The 17783-nt window shown below is 66.3% G+C and carries 16 protein-coding genes and 1 tRNA gene; all 17 read left to right on the top strand.

Going from position 1 to position 17783, the window contains the following annotated elements; all coding sequences use genetic code 11:
• The first annotated feature begins 172 nt into the window (after nt 1-172).
• Nucleotides 173-1414 carry a coproporphyrinogen III oxidase family protein gene (locus HPY67_10365; GenBank protein NPV05122.1) on the top strand — a complete coding sequence of 414 codons (1242 nt, stop codon included), beginning with the start codon at nt 173-175 and terminating at the stop codon, nt 1412-1414.
• 130 nt (nt 1415-1544) lie between these two features.
• The gene (locus HPY67_10370) at nt 1545-2966 is read left to right on the top strand and encodes an L-seryl-tRNA(Sec) selenium transferase (protein NPV05123.1); all 1422 of its coding nucleotides are present in this window, start codon (nt 1545-1547) and stop codon (nt 2964-2966) included.
• Nucleotides 2963-3949 carry an RluA family pseudouridine synthase gene (locus tag HPY67_10375; protein NPV05124.1) on the top strand — a complete coding sequence of 329 codons (987 nt, stop codon included), beginning with the start codon at nt 2963-2965 and terminating at the stop codon, nt 3947-3949. The genes HPY67_10370 and HPY67_10375 overlap by 4 nt, the downstream gene beginning before the upstream one ends.
• Nucleotides 3950-4037: 88 nt before the next feature.
• Nucleotides 4038-4850 (top strand): peptidoglycan editing factor PgeF, encoded by an 813-nt coding sequence (gene pgeF / locus HPY67_10380; GenBank protein ID NPV05125.1) that lies wholly within the window; start codon nt 4038-4040, stop codon nt 4848-4850.
• A gap of 242 nt (nt 4851-5092) precedes the next feature.
• Complete coding sequence (gene rho, locus HPY67_10385) at nt 5093-6340, top strand: transcription termination factor Rho (protein NPV05126.1); 1248 nt, start codon at nt 5093-5095, stop codon at nt 6338-6340.
• A gap of 206 nt (nt 6341-6546) precedes the next feature.
• Complete coding sequence (gene rpmE, locus HPY67_10390; GenBank protein NPV05127.1) at nt 6547-6786, top strand: 50S ribosomal protein L31; 240 nt, start codon at nt 6547-6549, stop codon at nt 6784-6786.
• Between the two features lie 215 nt (nt 6787-7001).
• A complete protein-coding gene (prfA, locus tag HPY67_10395; GenBank protein ID NPV05128.1) occupies nt 7002-8075 on the top strand; it encodes a peptide chain release factor 1 in 1074 nt (357 codons plus the stop codon).
• Nucleotides 8076-8105: 30 nt separating this feature from the next.
• Nucleotides 8106-8987 carry a peptide chain release factor N(5)-glutamine methyltransferase gene (gene prmC, locus HPY67_10400; protein ID NPV05129.1) on the top strand — a complete coding sequence of 294 codons (882 nt, stop codon included), beginning with the start codon at nt 8106-8108 and terminating at the stop codon, nt 8985-8987.
• 220 nt (nt 8988-9207) lie between these two features.
• Nucleotides 9208-10461, top strand: coding sequence for a UDP-N-acetylglucosamine 1-carboxyvinyltransferase (murA, locus tag HPY67_10405; protein ID NPV05130.1), 1254 nt, complete (start codon nt 9208-9210; stop codon nt 10459-10461).
• 99 nt (nt 10462-10560) lie between these two features.
• The gene (gene hisD / locus HPY67_10410) at nt 10561-11856 is read left to right on the top strand and encodes a histidinol dehydrogenase (GenBank protein ID NPV05131.1); all 1296 of its coding nucleotides are present in this window, start codon (nt 10561-10563) and stop codon (nt 11854-11856) included.
• Nucleotides 11857-11917: 61 nt separating this feature from the next.
• Nucleotides 11918-11992 (top strand) — tRNA-Gly (locus HPY67_10415).
• Between the two features lie 98 nt (nt 11993-12090).
• Nucleotides 12091-12996 (top strand): acyltransferase, encoded by a 906-nt coding sequence (locus tag HPY67_10420; GenBank protein NPV05132.1) that lies wholly within the window; start codon nt 12091-12093, stop codon nt 12994-12996.
• Nucleotides 12997-13017: 21 nt separating this feature from the next.
• On the top strand, nt 13018-14265 hold the full coding sequence (locus HPY67_10425) for a CapA family protein (GenBank protein ID NPV05133.1): 1248 nt from the start codon (nt 13018-13020) through the stop codon (nt 14263-14265).
• A gap of 1 nt (nt 14266) precedes the next feature.
• Nucleotides 14267-15175, top strand: coding sequence for a hypothetical protein (locus tag HPY67_10430; protein NPV05134.1), 909 nt, complete (start codon nt 14267-14269; stop codon nt 15173-15175).
• A gap of 18 nt (nt 15176-15193) precedes the next feature.
• Complete coding sequence (locus tag HPY67_10435; GenBank protein NPV05135.1) at nt 15194-16186, top strand: hypothetical protein; 993 nt, start codon at nt 15194-15196, stop codon at nt 16184-16186.
• A 29-nt stretch (nt 16187-16215) separates the two neighbouring features.
• Entirely contained in the window at nt 16216-17052 is an 837-nt protein-coding gene (locus HPY67_10440; GenBank protein ID NPV05136.1) for an N-formylglutamate amidohydrolase, read from the top strand.
• Between the two features lie 186 nt (nt 17053-17238).
• A complete protein-coding gene (locus tag HPY67_10445) occupies nt 17239-17751 on the top strand; it encodes a ribosome maturation factor RimP (protein NPV05137.1) in 513 nt (170 codons plus the stop codon).
• Nucleotides 17752-17783: the final 32 nt, after the last annotated feature.

Here is a 17783-nt window from a genome sequence, read left to right on the forward strand (position 1 = left end):
CGAATTCGCTGATGCTATAGCACCACGCGACCGGAATTTCAACCGCTTCGGGCCCTGCCCGCCTCCCCGGGCCTCGAGCCGGGAGCCTTTCCTGTTGATAATTTGGGTGATGTCTGCTAACGTCGCCTGACTGCAAGGAAAATGTCTTCCAGGCATCCCCGGAGAGGTTCCCGTGATCGATAAAATCATCGGGCACGCGGCGCGAAGACAGTTCGCCCGGGCCATGAACTTCCAAGGAGGGGCAACCCCGGCGCTTCCGCCGGCACGCACGGCGGGCCCCTGCCTGCTCTATCTCCACGTCCCGTTCTGCGAAAAGCTCTGCCCCTACTGCTCCTTCCACCGCGTGACCTTCGACGAGGGCCTGTGCCGGGAATACTTCGGGGCCCTCCGGAAGGAGCTCTCCCTCTATAAGGACCGCGGCTACACGTTCGAGGGGATCTACGCCGGCGGAGGCACGCCGACGGTCATGGTCGACGAGCTGGCCGCCACGCTCGGGCACGCGAAGGGCCTCTTTCCCATCCGCGAAATCTCCGTCGAGACCAACCCCAACCACCTGACGGACCGTCACCTCGACGTCCTGAAAAAGGCCGGCGTGAACCGTCTGTCCGTTGGGATCCAGAGCTTCGACGACGGGCTGCTCAAGGCCATGGACCGCTACGAAAAGTACGGCAGCGGCGCCTCCATCGCCGCGAGGCTCAAGGAGATCGGGGGCCTGTTCGACACGCTCAATGCCGACATGATCTTCAACTTCGCCCGGCAGAGCGCGGAGAGCCTCAAGGCCGACATCGACCGGCTCCTGGAGACCGGGGTCGACCAGATCACCTACTACCCCCTCATGGTCTCGACGAGGACGCGCGAGCTCGTGCACGGGACCCTGGGGCCCGTATCGGAGGACCGCGAGAGGGAATTCTACGGGATCATCACCGGGCGGCTCGTGCCGCCCTACCGTTTCTCCTCGGCGTGGTGCTTCTCCCGCAAGGAAGCGATGATCGACGAGTACGTCGTCAACTACGAAGACTACGCCGGCCTGGGGAGCGGCTCCATCGGCTACCTCTACGGGACCTGCTACGCCAACACCTTCGACATCCGCGACTACGTCGCCCGCGTCAACCGCGGGGAGATCCCGCTTGCGGCCGCCAAGGCATTCAGCCTCGGCGACCGGGTGCGCTACGACTTCCTCATGAAGCTCTTCGGCCTTTTCCTCGACATCCCCGCGATGCGCAACAAGTACGGCAAGGCCTTCGACTGGCACCTGGGGCGGCTTCTGCTGCCCTTCCGCCTCGTCGGCGCCGTCCGGTACGACTACCGCAAGGACTGGCTCTACCTGACTCCCCGCGGCCGCTACTACTGGGTCGTGATGATGCGGGAGTTCTTCATCGCCGTCAATAATTTCAGGGATTATTGCAGGGAATAGCACCCGAAGGCTGCGGAAGAATGGAGTGTTGGAATATTGCAATGATGGGTGTAATGTATAGACACTCCTTTAAAACCCACAATTCCACCATTCCATCATTCCATTGTTCCAGCCCTTGAATGAGGCGCCCATGGACGACAACCAGAGATCCCTCCTGAAGAGCCTGCCCAAGATCGACGAGGTCCTCGCCGCGCTCGAGAAGCGGGGGATGCTTGCGCGGGCCCCCCGGGAGAAGGTCCTCGAGACGATCCGGGAGGTCGTGGGTTCGCTCCGCGCCGGGATCCTGGCGGGCTCGCGGGACCTCGGCGAGGCGCTCACGGTCGAGTCCACCGCCGATGCCGTGGAGGCCCGGATCGAGCGGCTCCACGAGTACAGCCTCAGGCGCGTGATCAACGCCACCGGGATCATCCTGCACACGAACCTGGGGCGCGCGCCCCTGTGCAAAGAGGCCCTGGAGCGCATCGTCGAGGTGAGCCGGGGCTACTCCAACCTGGAGTTCGACCTGGCCTCCGGGAAGCGGGGTCTCCGCTACGACCACGTCCGGGGGATCCTCTGCGAGCTCACGGGGGCCGAGGATGCCCTGGTCGTCAACAACAACGCCGCCGCGGTTCTGCTGGTGCTCAGCACGCTTGCCCGGGGCCGGGAGGCCATCGTGTCGCGGGGCGAGCTCATCGAGATCGGCGGCGAGTTCCGCATCCCCGAGGTCATGGAGCGAAGCGGCGCCGTGCTGCGCGAGGTGGGGGCCACGAACCGCACCCACCTGTCCGACTACGAGAGGGCCATCGGCGGGAACACGGCCCTCATCATGAAGGTCCACCCGAGCAACTTCCGGATCGTGGGCTTCTCCGAGGAGGTCCCCGTCCCGGAACTCGTCGCGCTGGGCCGCCGTCACGCAATCCCCGTGATGAACGACCTCGGGAGCGGCTGTTTCATCCGGCTCGATCGATACGGCCTGCAGCCCGAGCCCACCGTTGTCGATGCCGTGAGGGAGGGGGCCGACGTGATCACCTTCAGCGGCGACAAGCTGCTCGGCGGTCCCCAGGCGGGCATCATCGTGGGCAGGAAGGACCTGCTGGAGGCGATCAAGCGGAACCCCCTGAACCGGGCCCTTCGCATCGACAAGCTGACCCTCGCGGCTCTCGAGGCCACGGCGAAGCTCTACCTCAACGAGCAGAAAGCCGTTTCGGGCCTGCGCTCGCTTGCGGCGCTCACGGAGCCCGTCGAGTCGGTCACGAGGCGCGCCAGGCGACTCCTGCAGATGCTGAGGAAGGAACACTTCCCGGCCGTGACACTCGGGTTGAGGCAGGGGTCCTCCATGTCGGGAGGCGGTTCGCTGCCGACGCAGCAGATCCCCACGGTTCTCGTGGCCCTGCGCTCGGAGGGGCTCTCGGCCGCGCGCATCGACGAGAAGCTCCGGTCCCTGCCGGTGCCGGTGGTGGCACGGATCGCCGGGGACGAGGTCCTCTTCGACCCCCGCACCCTGTCGGCGGAGGAACTGCCCGAAATCCGAAGCGCCCTGAGGGCCGTTCTGGCCCCAGGTAGGATGGGATGACGACGCAGCGGGGGACAAAGGCGGAGTTCACCGTGGGTCCGGAGGAGCAGGGCCTCCGGCTGGACGTTTACCTCGCGCGGAAGGACGCCGCGCTCTCGCGTTCGCAGGCCCGTCGCCTCATCGACGACGGCGAGGCGCTCGTCGACGGCAGGCCTGCAAGGGCGGCCCACCGCCTCAGGCCCGGCGAGAGGGTTTCCCTTCACCGGCCTCCGCCCCTGCCGTCCGGGATCGTCCCCGAGGACATTCCGCTGGCCGTCCTCTACGAGGACGATGCCGTCCTCGTTGTCGACAAGCCCGCCGGAATGGTCGTCCACCCCGCGGCGGGGAATCCCCGGGGAACGCTGGTCAACGCGCTGCAGTTCCGCTGCGGGAATCTCTCGACCATCGGCGGTGTGATGCGGCCGGGGATCGTACACCGTCTCGACAAGGGGACCTCGGGCCTCATGGTGATCGCCAAGACCGACGAGGCGCACCGGGACCTGGCGGAGCAGTTCAAGAGACGCCGCGTCTCCAAGCGCTACACCGTCCTCGTCCACGGCGATGTACGCGCGGACGAGGGCGTCGTCGACGCCCCCGTGGGGCGCCACCCCGTGGAGCGCAAGAAGATGTCCACGGCGAGCCGCCGGGGAAAGGCGGCCCTCACGCGCTGGAGGGTCCTCGAGCGCTACGGCGCCTTCACCCTGCTGGAGGCGCAGATCGAGACGGGGCGGACACACCAGATCCGCGTCCACCTGGCCTCCCTGGGGCACCCCGTCGTCGGCGACAGCGTCTACGGCGGGTCGAAGCGGACCATCGAGCCCCCCGCGCTGCGGGCGGTGCTCAAGAGGATCTCCCGCCAGGCCCTCCACGCAAGCCGGCTGTCTTTCTCCCACCCCGTCTCGGGGCAGGAGATGGCCTTCGAGGCGCCCCTGCCCGAGGACATGGCGGAGGTGATCCGGTTTTTGAGAGAAAAAGCCTTCCAGAATCACGGAGTGATGGAATGATGGAATACCGGAATGATGGGTCGCGGAAGGGGATTGTGTTTTGAAAACCCGATTCTTCCATTATTCCAAAACTCCATGATTCCCGTTGATGATCATGCTCAAACTCGCCCAACGCGGCCCCGTTCGATACCTCGAGTCGGAGGAATTTTTAAGTGTCCCGTCGATTTTGCACGGGTTTTGCACACGTATCGGGGGTGTGAGCGGCGGCCCCTATGCCACCCTCAACTTCAGCCCCCGGGAGGGGGACCCCCCGGATCGAGTCCGCGAGAACTGGCAGCGGCTTGCCGCTGCCTTCGGAATTCCCTGCGAGCGGTTCTTTGTCGTCAACCAGGTTCACGGCGAGCGGTTTCTGGTCATCGAGGATGCAAGCGCCTGTCACCTGCTCGCTGACAGGCAGTACGACGCCATCGTGACGGACCGCCCCGGCGTGGCCATCGGCATCAAGACGGCCGACTGCGCCCCGGTGCTCCTGCTGGACAGGCGAAACAGGGCCGTCGCCGCCGTCCACGCCGGGTGGCGGGGGACGGCCCTGGGAATCGCGGGCAAGGCCGTGCGCGTGATGGCGGAGAGATTCCGGACCCGGCCGGAGGATCTCTCGGCCGCCGTCGGCCCCTCCATCGGGCCCTGCTGCTACGAGGTCGACGGGCCCGTCTTCGAGGCCATGTCGAAGCGGGGCGGCGCGGAGCGCGTCCTGCGGCCGGGCGCGAGGGAAGGGCGCTGGATGTTCGACCTGCCGCTGGCCAACAGGCTCCAGCTCGAGGAGGCAGGGGTCAGGCCCGAGAGGATCTGCACATCCGGGTTCTGCACCTGCTGCCGGCCGGACCTCTTCTTCTCGCACCGCCGCGACGGGGCGAAAACGGGGCGGCACCTGAATTTCATCCTGCTTCGGCGGGGGAAATAGCTCTTGACAAGGGGGGAAGGCTTGTTGTACATAGCGGCCATCTCAAAGAGGCTTTTGCAAGTCCTTCCCTTGAGTAACCCAGCTGTTCGACGCACTGCCCGTTGAATTAATCCCGGGATACGAAGAGTAACTCACCCACACCCATGCGCGCCTGTTCGAGAAGGAAGGGTCATCCCTGCTTCCGCCGCCTTGCGGCGACCGGGGAGTGAACCCGGCGCGCAACAGCATCGAGGAAGACCATCATGAACATCGTCGAGATCAAGAGGAAGCCGATCAATGAACTGACGGTCCTGGCCAAGGAACTCAACGTGCCCGGCGCAAGCGGCATGCGCCGGCAGGACCTCATCTTCGCCATCCTGCAGACCCAGGCCGAGAAGAACGGGGCCATCTACGGCGAGGGGGTCCTTGAGACCCTCCCCGACGGGTTTGGGTTCCTGCGGGCCGTCGATTACAACTACCTCCCGGGGCCGGACGACATCTACGTGTCGCCCTCGCAGATCCGCCGCTTCAACCTCCGGACCGGCGACACCGTCTCCGGCGAGGTGAGACCGCCCAAGGAGGGGGAGAAATACTTCGCCCTCCTGAAGGTCGACTCGGTCAACTTCGAGGCGCCCGAGCAGGCCCGCGACAAGATCCTCTTCGACAACCTCACGCCGCTGTACCCCGACCAGAAGCTCAAGCTCGAAAGCGACCCGGAGAACTTCTCCACGCGGATCATGGACATCTTCGTCCCCATCGGCAAGGGGCAGCGCGCCTTGGTCGTCTCCCCGCCGAGGGCGGGCAAGACCGTCCTGCTCAAGGACATCGCCCACAGCATCGCCGCCAACCACCCCGAGGTGACCCTCATGGTGCTGCTCATCGACGAGCGCCCCGAGGAGGTGACGGACATGGAGCGCAGCGTCAAGGGCGAGGTCATCTCCTCGACCTTCGACGAGCCGGCGACCCGCCACGTCCAGGTGGCCGAGATGGTCATCGAGAAGGCCAAGCGCCTCGTGGAGCACCGCAGGGACGTCGTCATCCTGCTCGACAGCATCACGCGCCTCGCGAGAGCCTACAACACCGTCGTCCCGCCGAGCGGCAAGGTGCTCTCCGGCGGCGTCGACTCCAACGCCCTGCACAAGCCCAAGCGCTTCTTCGGCGCCGCGCGCAACATCGAGCACGGCGGCAGCCTCACGATCATCGCGACGGCCCTCATCGACACGGGCAGCCGGATGGACGAGGTCATCTTCGAGGAGTTCAAGGGCACGGGCAACATGGAGATCGTCCTGGACCGCCGGATCGCGGACCGGAGAGTCTTCCCGGCCTTCGACCTGATCCGCTCGGGCACCCGCAAGGAGGAGCTGCTCACCCCGAAGGACCAGCTCAACCGCGTCTGGATCCTGCGGCGGCTCCTGCAGGAGATGAACCCCATTGATGCCATCGAGTTCATCATCGACAAGATGCGCAAGACGCAGACCAACGAGGAATTCTTCGCCTCGATGAACCAGTAGGACAGGCACCAGGCATCAGGCATCAGCGAACCAGGAAAGAGGGTCCTGCCTTTCCGATGACCCGGTCCCCGTGCCCGGTGCGCCCGACGAAGCGAAGGGAGCTGAAATTTTTCCTTGAAATTCCTCGAATTTTGACTATACTCCCAACCTTCACATGCCGGCCCGGTCGGAAATCGGGCCCACGGCAAGGAGGATAAGAAGACATTATGAAGGAAGGCATTCACCCCGAATACCACGAGACGACGATCACCTGTGTCTGCGGCAACGTCATCAAGACCCGCTCGACCCGGAAGGACATCAAGATCGAAATCTGCTCCAAGTGTCACCCCTTCATGACGGGCAAGCAGAAGATCATCGACACGGCTGGACGCGTCGACCGCTTCAAGAAAAAGTACGCCGCCCAGGAAGCCGCAAAAGAGGCAGCCCGGGAAGAGAAGGCGAAGTAGCGACAACCCGGCGCCCCGTTGCCGATGCGCAGCGGGGCGGACCTGTCTTCCGGGCCCGGACCCGAACGCCATGACCTCGATGACCCGACCGACCGTTCCCCCTCACCCGAGGAGCCGCTTCCTCTAGGGCGCCGCAGACGCGCTCACCCGTTCGTATGCCGCCCGGAAGGCGGCGTCCCCTCATCACCCACAACCGCCACAGGGAACGCAGCAATATGTTTCAGCGCATCAAGGACATCGAAAAGCGCTACGAGGAGCTCGAGAGGCTCCTGAGCGATCCCGCTGTGATCGCCAACCGCGCCGAGTACCAGAGGCTCAGCAAGGAACACGCCGATTTGACGCCGCTCGTCGAGACGTTCCGTGACTACGAGAAGACGTGCCGCCAGCTCGACGAGGCCCAGCAGATGCTGCGGGAAGGCGACGAGGGGCTCCGGGAGCTGGCCAAGGAGGAGATCCCTGCGCTCAAGGGGAGGATCGAGGAACTCGAACAGCGCCTCACGGTCCTGCTGCTTCCCAAAGACCCGAACGACGAGAAGAACGTCATCCTCGAGATCCGGGCCGGCACGGGCGGCGACGAGGCGGGCCTGTTCGCCGCCGACCTGTTCCGCATGTATGCCCGTTTCGCCGAGCTGTCGGGCTGGCGCGTCGAGGTGCTCAGCTCCAGCTCCGCCTCGGGCATGGGCGGCTTCAAGGAAGTCATCGCCATGATCGAGGGCCGCGGCGCGTACAGCCGCCTCAAGTACGAAAGCGGCGTCCACCGGGTCCAGCGCGTCCCCGTCACCGAGGCCCAGGGCCGGATCCACACCTCGGCCGTCACGGTGGCCGTTCTGCCCGAGGCCGAGGAGGTGGATGTGCAGATCGACCCCAACGACATCCGGGTGGACGTCTTCCGGTCGGGCGGCCACGGGGGGCAGAGCGTCAACACGACGGATTCGGCCGTGCGGGTCACCCACCTCCCCACGGGCCTCGTCGTGAGCTGCCAGGACGAAAAATCCCAGCTCAAGAACAAGGCCAAGGCCCTGAAGGTCCTGCGGGCGCGCCTGCTGGACAAGATGCAGGCCGAAAGCGCCGCCCAGATGTCCGAGGCGCGCCGCAAGCAGGTGGGCACCGGCGACCGCAGCGAGCGCATCCGGACCTACAATTTCCCCCAGGGGCGCGTGACGGACCACCGCATCGGGCTCACCCTTTACAACCTCCAGGCCATCCTCGACGGGGAGCTCCAGCCCGTGATCGACGCCCTGGCGACCCACTACCAGACGGAGGAGCTGAAAAAGACGGCGGCCGGATAGCCGCCCTGCGCGCTGAGAAAGGGGCAGGGGATGTCACAGGAAGCCAAGCGCTCCATCTCCCGGATTCTTTCCCGTCTCACCGAGGTCTTCGAACGGGCGGGCATCGAGACCCCGAGGCTCGACGCCGAGGTCCTGCTCGGCTTCTGCCTGGGCAAGGACCGCGCCGAGCTCTACCGCGATCTTTCCGTCGAGCTGGACAACGAGCAGATCCTCCGGGTCCTCGAGCTGGCCGGGAGGCGCAAGCGCAGGGAGCCCATGGCCTACATCCGGGGCTTCCGCGAGTTCTGGTCCCTCGAGTTTGCCGTAACACCCGCCGTCCTCGTCCCCCGGCCGGAGACGGAGTGCCTCGTCGAGGAGGTCCTTGCGCTCCGCGACGCCTACCGGGGGGTGCAGGCGCGGATCCTCGACATCGGTGCGGGATCGGGCGCCGTGGGCATCGCGGTGGCCTCGGAGTGGCCCGGCTGCGACATGACGGCCACGGAATGCTCTGCGGCGGCCCTCGAGGTGGCCCGCGAAAACGCGCGGCGGCTCCTCGGGGAGAGCCGGCCGATCACCTTCGTGCAGGGCGATTGCTACGAGGGGACCGAGGGCGCCTTCGACATCGTCTGCTCGAACCCCCCCTACATCAGCGAGGCCGAATACGAGACGCTGGCCCGCGAGGTGACGCTCTACGAGCCGCGGGAGGCCCTCGTGGCGGGGCCCGAGGGGACCGAGTTCCACCGGCGCATCGCCGAGGGCGCGCGGGAGAGGCTCAAGCCCGGCGGCTGGCTCCTCATGGAGATGGGGGCGGGGCAGCGGGCGGCCCTCACGGAGATCCTGGAACAGACGGGGCTGTTCGAAGGGGTCCGGTTCCGCACGGACCTGGCCGGCCTCGACCGGGTGGTGATTGCGAGAAGGAAAGGAATCGTGTAGTAGGAAGGCAGCAGGATTCTTCCTGCGAATAGACGCTTTTGGACCGCTCTCCATCTCGTTCCATTGCAGACGCAAAAACTCGCCCCCTGGGCTCAAACAATTTGCGCTGCCACCGCTCCACTTCGATAAGAGCGGTTGCCCAAAAGACGCCTCACTTCGCATCCTGAATCCCGCCCCCTTCCTGCGACAGGGTGTAAGAATTTCTTTTGGAGATCATCTGTTGGACAAATTCATCATCGAAGGCGGGAAAAAGCTGGAGGGACGCGTGCGGATCAGCGGCTCGAAGAACGCCGCCCTGCCCGTCCTCGTGTCCTCGCTTCTCGCCGACGGCTGGAGCACCTACCGCAACATCCCCGACCTCGCCGATATCCGGACGATCAAGAAGCTCCTGGCCAACCACGGGGCACAGATGGAGGGCGAGGGCGAGACCCTGCGCATCAACGGTGGCAACATCGCCAACTGCGAGGCGCCCTACGACCTGGTGCGGACCATGCGCGCCTCCGTCCTCGTCCTCGGGCCGCTGGTCGCGCGGATGGGGCAGGCCAGGGTGTCGCTTCCCGGCGGCTGCGCCATCGGCGCCCGCCCGATCAACCTCCACCTCAAGGCCCTCGAGGCCATGGGGGCCGAGATCGATCTCAGGGAGGGCTACGTGGAGGCGAAGGCCAGGCGTCTCAGGGGGGCCCGGATCTACTTCGACATCTCCACCGTGGGGGGCACGGAGAACATCATGATGGCGGCGGTCCTCGCCAAGGGGACCACCCGGCTGGAGAACGCCGCCAAGGAGCCCGAGGTCGTCAACCTCGCCGATGCGCTCAAGGCCATGGGGGCGAGGATCCAGGGAGCGGGCACCGACGTGATCACCATCGAGGGCGTCGAGAGCCTCAAGCCCTGCGAGGTCAGCGTCATCCCCGACCGGATCGAGGCGGGGACCTTCCTCATCGCCGCGGCCATCACGGGAGGCGACGTCGTCCTCGAGGGCTGCAACCCGGAACACCTCGAAGCCCTCATCCTGAAGCTGCAGGAAGCGGGGATCTCCGTCGAGGCGGCCGAGGGCGGCCTCAGGGTCCGGGGCGCGCCGGAGATCCAGAGCGTCGATGTCAAGACCCTGCCCTACCCGGGGTTCCCCACGGACCTGCAGGCCCAGATGATGGCCCTGATGGCCGTCTCGCGGGGATCGAGCGTGATCACGGAGACCATCTTCGAGAACCGGTTCATGCACGTGGCGGAGCTTCGGCGCCTCGGGGCCAACATTGCCGTCGAGGGACACAACGCCGTCGTCAAGGGGGTCAAAAGGCTCAAGGGGGCACCCGTCATGGCGACGGACCTGCGGGCCTCGGCCTCGCTGGTCGTGGCGGGGCTCGTGGCGGAGGGCAGGACGACCCTGTCCCGCGTCTATCACATCGACCGGGGATACCAGGCGATCGAGAAGAAGCTCACCGCTCTCGGGGCGAGCATCCAAAGGGTCAAGGGATAATCACGGCAGCCGCAAGCCGCGGGCAGCAAGGCAGGCAAGCCTTGCCGGTCGATGCTCGAGGCCTGCTGCCCGAAGCGCGGCGGGAAGGGAAACAGGATCATGCGGATCGTGCGGACATCGGACAGGGGCTTTGAGCGGGAGTTCAAGCGGATCGTCAGCCGGGGGAAATCCTTCGACCCGGCCTTCGAAAAGAAGGTCTTCGCCATCCTCCGGGACGTGGAGAGGCGGGGCGACAGGGCCCTGTTTGCCTACACGAAGCGATTCGACGGCGTGGCGCTGACCGAAAAGACCGTCGAGGTCTCCCCCCTCGAGATCCGCGAGGCCCTGTGCGCGGTACCGGAGCAGGGGCGGGCGGTCCTGGAGCTGGCGGCTGGACGCATCGAGCAGTACCACAAGCGGCAGAGGCTCGAGAGCTGGTCCTACACGCGGGCAGGCGTCGAGCTCGGCCAGAAGATAGTCCCCCTCGACCGCGTGGGGATCTACGTTCCCGGCGGCCTTGCCGCGTACCCCTCGACGGTGCTCATGGCGGCCATCCCCGCGAGGATCGCCGGGGTCAGGGAAATCGTCATGACGAGCCCCGTCGGCCAAGGAGGGCTCAACCCCATCCTCGCGGCGGCGGCGCAGATCGCAGGCGTCGACCGGATCTTCAAGGTGGGCGGCGCCCAGGCCGTGGCGGCCATGGCGTACGGGACGCGATCCGTTCCGGCCGTCGACAAGATCGTGGGGCCGGGCAACGCCTGGGTGGCGACGGCCAAGAAGCTCGTTTTCGGGCGCACGGGGATCGACATGATCGCGGGGCCCAGCGAGATCCTCGTCATCGCCGACGCATCGGCCGACCCCGCGGTCGCCGCGGCGGACCTGCTCTCCCAGGCCGAGCACGACGCGCTGGCGAGCGCCGTCCTCGTCACGCCCGACGAAGACCTCGCGAAGCGGGTCCTGGCCGAGGTGAAGGGGCAGCTCCGGAGACTCTCCCGGGAGTCCATCGCCGCGCAGGCGATCAGGGAGTACGGCCTTGTCGTGGTGACGCAGGACCTGGCGGAGGCCGTCGAGGTGGCCAACCGGTTCGCGCCCGAGCACCTGGAGCTTCTCGTGACGGACCCGAAATCGCTGCTCCGCGGGATCCGCAACGCCGGCGCCGTCTTTCTCGGCCACCACACCCCCGAGGCCCTGGGCGATTACCTGGCGGGCCCCAACCACATCCTCCCCACGGGGGGGACGGCCCGGTTCTCATCGCCGCTGGGGGTCTATGATTTCGTCAAGCGGATCAGTCTGCTTTCCTTCGACGCCAAGGCGCTCGCCAAGTTCGGCAAACCGGCGGCGGCATTTGCCGCGATGGAAGGCCTCGACGCCCACGGTCAGTCCATCCTGGCGAGGCTAAGGGCAAAAAAATCTTGACAAATCGGCCAATCCGGTTAATTTAGGGCTCTCTTTCAAAATCGGTTGTTTCCCTTCAAGAGCGGGCGTAATTCAGAGGCAGAATGTCAGCTTCCCAAGCTGAACGTCGTGGGTTCGATTCCCATCGCCCGCTCCAGAGCATTCAAAGGGTTAAGCGACTCGGCTTGGCCCTTTTTCTTTGTGACAAGGCGTGTGGCGGCCCCGGGCGGCGACACGTCCGACAGGAACGGCATCATGCTGAATTTTCTTCCGTCCTATCTGGTGGGAGCCATCGCGGCATTTCTCCTGGCCCTCAACGTGTTGGTGTGGGTGACCGTCCTGTTCGTCTTCGCCGTCCCGAAATTCCTCCTGCCGTACCCGCCCCTGACCCGGGCGCTGAACCGGGTCCTCCACTGGATCGGGGAGAACTGGATCGCCTGCAACAGCGCCTGGATGCGCCTGACGCAAAAAACGAAGTGGGACGTGCAGGGGCTGGAGGGCCTGAACTATCACGGGTGGTACCTGGTCGTCAGCAACCACCAGAGCTGGGTGGACATCTTCGTGATGCAGCACCTGCTCAACCGCCGCATCCCCCTGCTGAAGTTCTTCATCAAGCGGGAGCTGATCAGGGTGCCGCTGATGGGATTCGCCTGGTGGGCTCTGGATTACCCGTTCCTGTACCGCCACAGCGCCGCGTACCTGGAAAAGCACCCCGAGCAGCGGGGCAAGGATTACGACGCCACGCGCCGGGCCTGCGCGAAATTCGCCACCGTCTCCACGAGCGTCATGAATTTCCTCGAGGGGACGCGCTTCACGAAGGCCAAGCACGAGCGGCAGCAGAGCGAGTACAAACACCTCTTGCGCCCCAAGGCCGGGGGGCTCGCCCTGGCCCTCAACGCGCTGGGCGACAAGTTTCACTCCCTGCTGGACATGACCATCGTCTACCCCGACGGGATCCCGACCTTCTGGGAGTTCATGTGCGGCAGGCTCAGGCGCATCATCGTGCGCATGAGAACCATCGAAATCCCGCGGGAGCTGATGCGCGGCGACTACGAGGGCGACCCTTCCTTCCGGGAGGCCATGCACCGGTGGGTGCAGCAGCTGTGGCAGGAGAAGGACGCCCGGATCGAGGCCCTTCTCGCAGAGGCAGGGTCGGGTTGACCAAGATCGGGGATCGAGAGGATGGAACGGGCAGGGCTGGGAGGCTTTGACTGGGGCAGGGGCCGATGGGAGAACGCCGCGGTCCCGCAGGCCCGGGCCGAGATCATCATCGCCTCGGACTGGGCCCCCATCCGCGCCTTCGACGGGATCGTCGCAGAGACGCCCGAGGCGGTCTACGGCGACCTGATGCCGGTTCTTCGCCGGTGCGACCTGCGCATCGTCAACCTGGAGTGCGCGCTCTCGGGGGACGCCGCCCCGGTCTGGAAGAGCGGCTCCGTCTTCAAGGGCCGCCCGGAGCACATCCGCGGGCTGACGTCGGTCCCCTTCGAGGCCGTCACGCTTGCGAACAATCACGTCTTCGATTACGGGCCGGAAGCCTTCAGGCAAACCCTGGAACTGCTCGAACGGCACTCCATCCGCACCGTCGGGGCGGGCATGTCCCCCGAGGAGGCCTGCCGGCCCCTCGTCCTCGAGGTGAGGGGGATCCGCATCGGGATCGTCAACTTCAGCGAGGGCGAGGACCTGACGGCCGCCGTCTCGGGCCCCGGCGTCTTCGGGTGGGACATCGGCGCCGTCACGGAGAGCGTCCGCGCCGTCCGGCCCGGCGTGGACATCGTCCTGGTCGTCTGCCACGGCGGGGTCGAGTACATCCCCTTCCCGCCGCCCTATCTTGCGGCGGCCTTCGGCCGCATCGCCTCGGCCGGGGCCGATCTCATCGTCTGCCATCACGCCCACGTCCCGCAGGGGATCCAGTTCGCAGGCGGCGTGCCCGTCTGCTACAGCCTGGGGAACTTCGTCTTCTGGCAGGAGACGGACCTGCTCTACCGCAAGCTGGGATACCTGGTGAAGGCCGGTGTTGCGCGGGAGGGGCTCTCGCACATCGAGATCGTTCCCTACGACATCGGGCCCGATAGTCTCCGGCTGCTCCGGGGCGCTGAATCGGCGGGGTTCTTCGAAGCCCTGAAAAAGGTCACGCTGCCGCTCGCGGAGCGGAACGGCATAGCCGATGCCTGGCACGGGTATCTGCGATATTACGGCATCAAGGGCTTCCGCGACGAGATCGCGATGATCTTGGCCCGGATGGATCAGGAGCCCGCCAAGGGCGCAGCCATGATGCGCAACCGCATCGCAACCATGCAGCACCGGGAGCTCTGGGTCGACGCGATGACGCGGATCATGGAGGGGAGCATCGACGAAGCGCCCCAGTGGGCCTACGACCTGGCCGTCGAGTGGCTCACCCGGAAGCGGCCTGCGCGGGGAGCGCGGTGAGATGAGCGCCGTTGCGACGAAAGAGCATCTTTCGCTGCTCATCGCCGACTCGGGCATGGGCGGCCTCTCGATTTGCGCGGACATCGTCAGGGGCCTGCAGGCGAAAGGGGGGGGCCGCTCCGTGTCCCTGACCTACTTCAACGCCTGGCCGGAACAGGACCGCGGCTACAACCGCCTGCCCGGGATGGCCGAGCGCATCCGCGTCTTTGACCGGGCCCTCTCGGCCATGCTGCGCTTCGGGCCCGACCGGATCCTGATTGCCTGCAACACCCTCTCGGCGCTCTATCCCGACACACCCTTCAGCCGGCGGGCCCCCGTGCCGGTGACGGACATCATCGGGTTCGCCGTCGATCTGATGCACGCGTACCTGAGCGCACGGGCGGAGGGCCGCGTCATCCTCCTCGGCACGCCGACCACCGTCGAGGCGGGCACCCACCGGGCGCGCCTCGTCGACCGGGGCATCGACCCGGGCCGCATCGTCTGCCAGCCCTGCGACCGGCTCGCCGGGGAGATCGAAAAGGCGCCCGAGGGCGCAACCGTCCGGGCCATGATCGAGGACTGCGTGGGACAGGCCGCAGGGAGAATCACGGACAGGCGCCTGCCCGTGGCGGCCGCCCTGTGCTGCACGCACTACGGGTACAGCCGGCGCCTCTTCGAGGAGGCCCTGCAGGCCCGCTTCGAAGGCCCCGTCGAGATCCTCGACCCCAACCGGGCGATGAGCGAGGGGGTGCTTGCCGAATTTCCCGCCCGGGGCGGGGGGGAGGTCCGCATCGACCTGCAGGTCGTCTCGCGGATCGCCTGGAGCGGGGAGAAGATCGGGGCGATCGCGCGCCTGCTGGAGGCGGCGTCGCCCCTGACGGCGCACGCATTGAGAACATACCGGCACGACCCGGAACTGTTTACATTCTGACGTGGAGGAGAGACCTGCATGCGGAAGGTGCTGATCGTGACGGGCCCCGGCGGGGATGCCCAGGGCTGGGGCGACATGAAGGTGACCCAGACGATGTGCGAGACGCTCAACTCGGGCGACCTGGCGGCGGAGATCGCCTACGTGACGACGACGGAGGAGTTCCTGCAGGCCCTCTCGAGCCGCCGCTACGACATCGTCTGGAGCGCCCTGTACTACATCTCGCAGCGCGAGGACATCATCGGCCTCGGTGCGGACAACGAGTGGGTCGCCGACATGCTCGACGAGAGGGGCATCCCGTACATCGGCCCCAACGCGCAGACCATGAAGGACCTGATCCAGAAATACGAGACGCACCGGATCATGCACGAAAACGGCGTGCTCGTCCCGGCCTTCGCCCTGGTGTCCCCCGGCGACGCGCTGCCGGAGGTGTCCTTCCCCGCCTTCGTCAAGCCCAACTGCGAGTCCCGCTCCGTCGGGATCAGCGACGACAGCGTCGTCCACAATCCCGAGGAGCTGGCGAAGCGCATCCGATACGTCCACGAGAAGCTCGAGCAGGCCGCGCTCGTCGAGGAGTTCCTGCCGGGCGAGGAGTACACGGTCCTCATGCTCGGAAACGGCAGGCTGCAGGAGATCCTCCCCGGCCTCGTCACCGTAGACAGGTCCCACTTCGGCAGGCATCAGATCCTGCGAAGCGATCTTCGGGGGGTGGGGCTGACGAAGATCAGCATCCCCACGGACAAGCAAAGGGCCCAGGAGGCCCGGGAGCTGACGAAGAAGGCCACCGACGCCCTGAAGTGCTGGGACCACGTGCGGGTCGACATGCGCGTCGACGCGCAGGGGCGCCTGCGTGTGATGGAGGTCAACGGCATCCCGGGGCTCAAGCCCGTGAAGAGCTGGAGCCCGCAGATCTACTCGCTCTACCACCCCTCCCCGGGCGGGCCCATGGAGGAGTACCGCAACATGCTCCACCTGATCGTCCACTCCGCCCTGGAGCGGCACGGGCTTCGTTGAGAGAAGAGGAGCGGAAGCGGGATAGAGCCATGCGCGTTCCCTTCGACCCCGAGATCGTCGAGCGGCTCCGGAGCGCAACACGCGTGCAGGGGGAGGGGCCCGAGGGCGGCTTTGCCTTCGACCTGGACCTGTCGGCCCCCGCCCTCGCCGTGGCCGTCCATGCCGGTCACAAGGTCCGCGAGGAATTGCTGCCCCTGGTGCGGATCCCGGAACAGGACCGCCTCTTCGAGGAGGACCCGGCAACGGACCGCATGATCCGGGGCAGCGCCAACGCCGTCTGGGGACTGGATTCGAGGGCCGAGTACGATCTGAACCGTCCCCCGGAGCGGGCCGTGCCGCTGACGGCCGAGCAGTTCTGGGGCGTGCAGGTCTACAGCGCCCCCCTGCCCGAGGCCATGGTGCGCCGCTCCCTGGAAAAGCACGAGGCATTCTACCGGTTCATCGGCAGCTGCATCCGTGTCCTGCTGGAGCGCTTCGGCCAGTGCGTCGTCTACGACATCCACTCCTACAACCTCTCCCGCCAAATCGAAAAGGGGATCCGGAATCCCCCCCTGTTCAATCTCGGGACGGCGCTGCTCGACCGGCGGCGGTGGGGAGACCGGATCGACGCGTGGCTGCGCGAGCTTGCCCGGATCGAAGTCCCGGGCATCCCCGCGACGGTGGAAGAAAACAGGGTGTTCACGGGGGAGGGTGAGCTCTGCCGCCGCCTGACGGGGTGGGACCCCCGCATCCTGGTGCTGCCCACGGAGATCGCCAAGGTCTACATGGACGAGCGCACGGGCACCCTGGACGAGGGGCGCATCGACGCCCTGGGCCGCGCGCTGCGCGGGGCCATCGCCGCGCACACCCCGGGGGCTGACCGGTAAATCGTCTCCCCGCGCCCTGTTTTTTTGCTTGCATCGGCGCTTTTTCTGTGCTAGAAAAGCACCCGAAATTCGAATGGTTCCTATTCGAGTGGGCCCCTTTGCCCACTTTTTTATTTTAAAGACAGGCAAAAGGCCACAGGCTCGAGGGAAAAGGGCTCTTGGCCCAGGCCCTTTGCCGCAAGCATTATGCAGGATGTTCATTCCTCATACCGCGAGAGGATGATCGGGCTCGTCGAGCCCGTCCTCGAGTCCGAGGGGCTCGAGCTCGTGGAGCTCGAGTGCCTGCGGATGAAGACCCGGTGGCTCGTGCGGATCTTCATCGACCGCGAGGGCGGGGCGACCCTCGATGACTGCACGGCCCTCAGCCACCAGCTGGGCGACCTGCTCAACGTGCACGATCTGCCGCCGGGGCCCTACACGCTGGAGGTCTCGACGCCGGGGCTCGACCGGCCGCTGACCCGCGACAAGGATTTCGAGAGGTACCGCGGCTCGAGGGTCCGCATCCGGACGCGGGAGCCCATCGACGGCTCGCGGAATTTCCTGGGCACCTGCGTCGACTACGCGACGGAGGGCGGGCGCAGGGTCGTGACCCTCGACGTGGACGGCCGATCCGTCCGGATCGACCGGGAGAACATCCAGAAGGCGAATCTTGAATACGAACTGTCCGGCAAAGGGCAAAAGGCAAAAGGCAAAAGGTGACAGGCGAAGAACGTTCCACGCCATCCGCCTTT

This window comes from Syntrophaceae bacterium, assembly GCA_013177795.1.
Taxonomy (GTDB): Bacteria; Desulfobacterota; Syntrophia; order Syntrophales; family UBA2192; genus UBA2192.

Coding starts and splice junctions, on each gene's coding strand:
- hisD (NPV05131.1), top strand. CDS start 10,561: ATGCGGATCGTGCGGACATCGGACAGGGGCTTTGAGCGGGAGTTCAAG.
- HPY67_10435 (NPV05135.1), top strand. CDS start 15,194: ATGCGGAAGGTGCTGATCGTGACGGGCCCCGGCGGGGATGCCCAGGGC.
- HPY67_10445 (NPV05137.1), top strand. CDS start 17,239: ATGCAGGATGTTCATTCCTCATACCGCGAGAGGATGATCGGGCTCGTC.
- rpmE (NPV05127.1), top strand. CDS start 6,547: ATGAAGGAAGGCATTCACCCCGAATACCACGAGACGACGATCACCTGT.
- HPY67_10425 (NPV05133.1), top strand. CDS start 13,018: ATGGAACGGGCAGGGCTGGGAGGCTTTGACTGGGGCAGGGGCCGATGG.
- prmC (NPV05129.1), top strand. CDS start 8,106: ATGTCACAGGAAGCCAAGCGCTCCATCTCCCGGATTCTTTCCCGTCTC.
- HPY67_10375 (NPV05124.1), top strand. CDS start 2,963: ATGACGACGCAGCGGGGGACAAAGGCGGAGTTCACCGTGGGTCCGGAG.
- rho (NPV05126.1), top strand. CDS start 5,093: ATGAACATCGTCGAGATCAAGAGGAAGCCGATCAATGAACTGACGGTC.
- HPY67_10430 (NPV05134.1), top strand. CDS start 14,267: ATGAGCGCCGTTGCGACGAAAGAGCATCTTTCGCTGCTCATCGCCGAC.
- HPY67_10440 (NPV05136.1), top strand. CDS start 16,216: ATGCGCGTTCCCTTCGACCCCGAGATCGTCGAGCGGCTCCGGAGCGCA.
- pgeF (NPV05125.1), top strand. CDS start 4,038: ATGATCATGCTCAAACTCGCCCAACGCGGCCCCGTTCGATACCTCGAG.
- HPY67_10370 (NPV05123.1), top strand. CDS start 1,545: ATGGACGACAACCAGAGATCCCTCCTGAAGAGCCTGCCCAAGATCGAC.
- HPY67_10420 (NPV05132.1), top strand. CDS start 12,091: ATGCTGAATTTTCTTCCGTCCTATCTGGTGGGAGCCATCGCGGCATTT.
- prfA (NPV05128.1), top strand. CDS start 7,002: ATGTTTCAGCGCATCAAGGACATCGAAAAGCGCTACGAGGAGCTCGAG.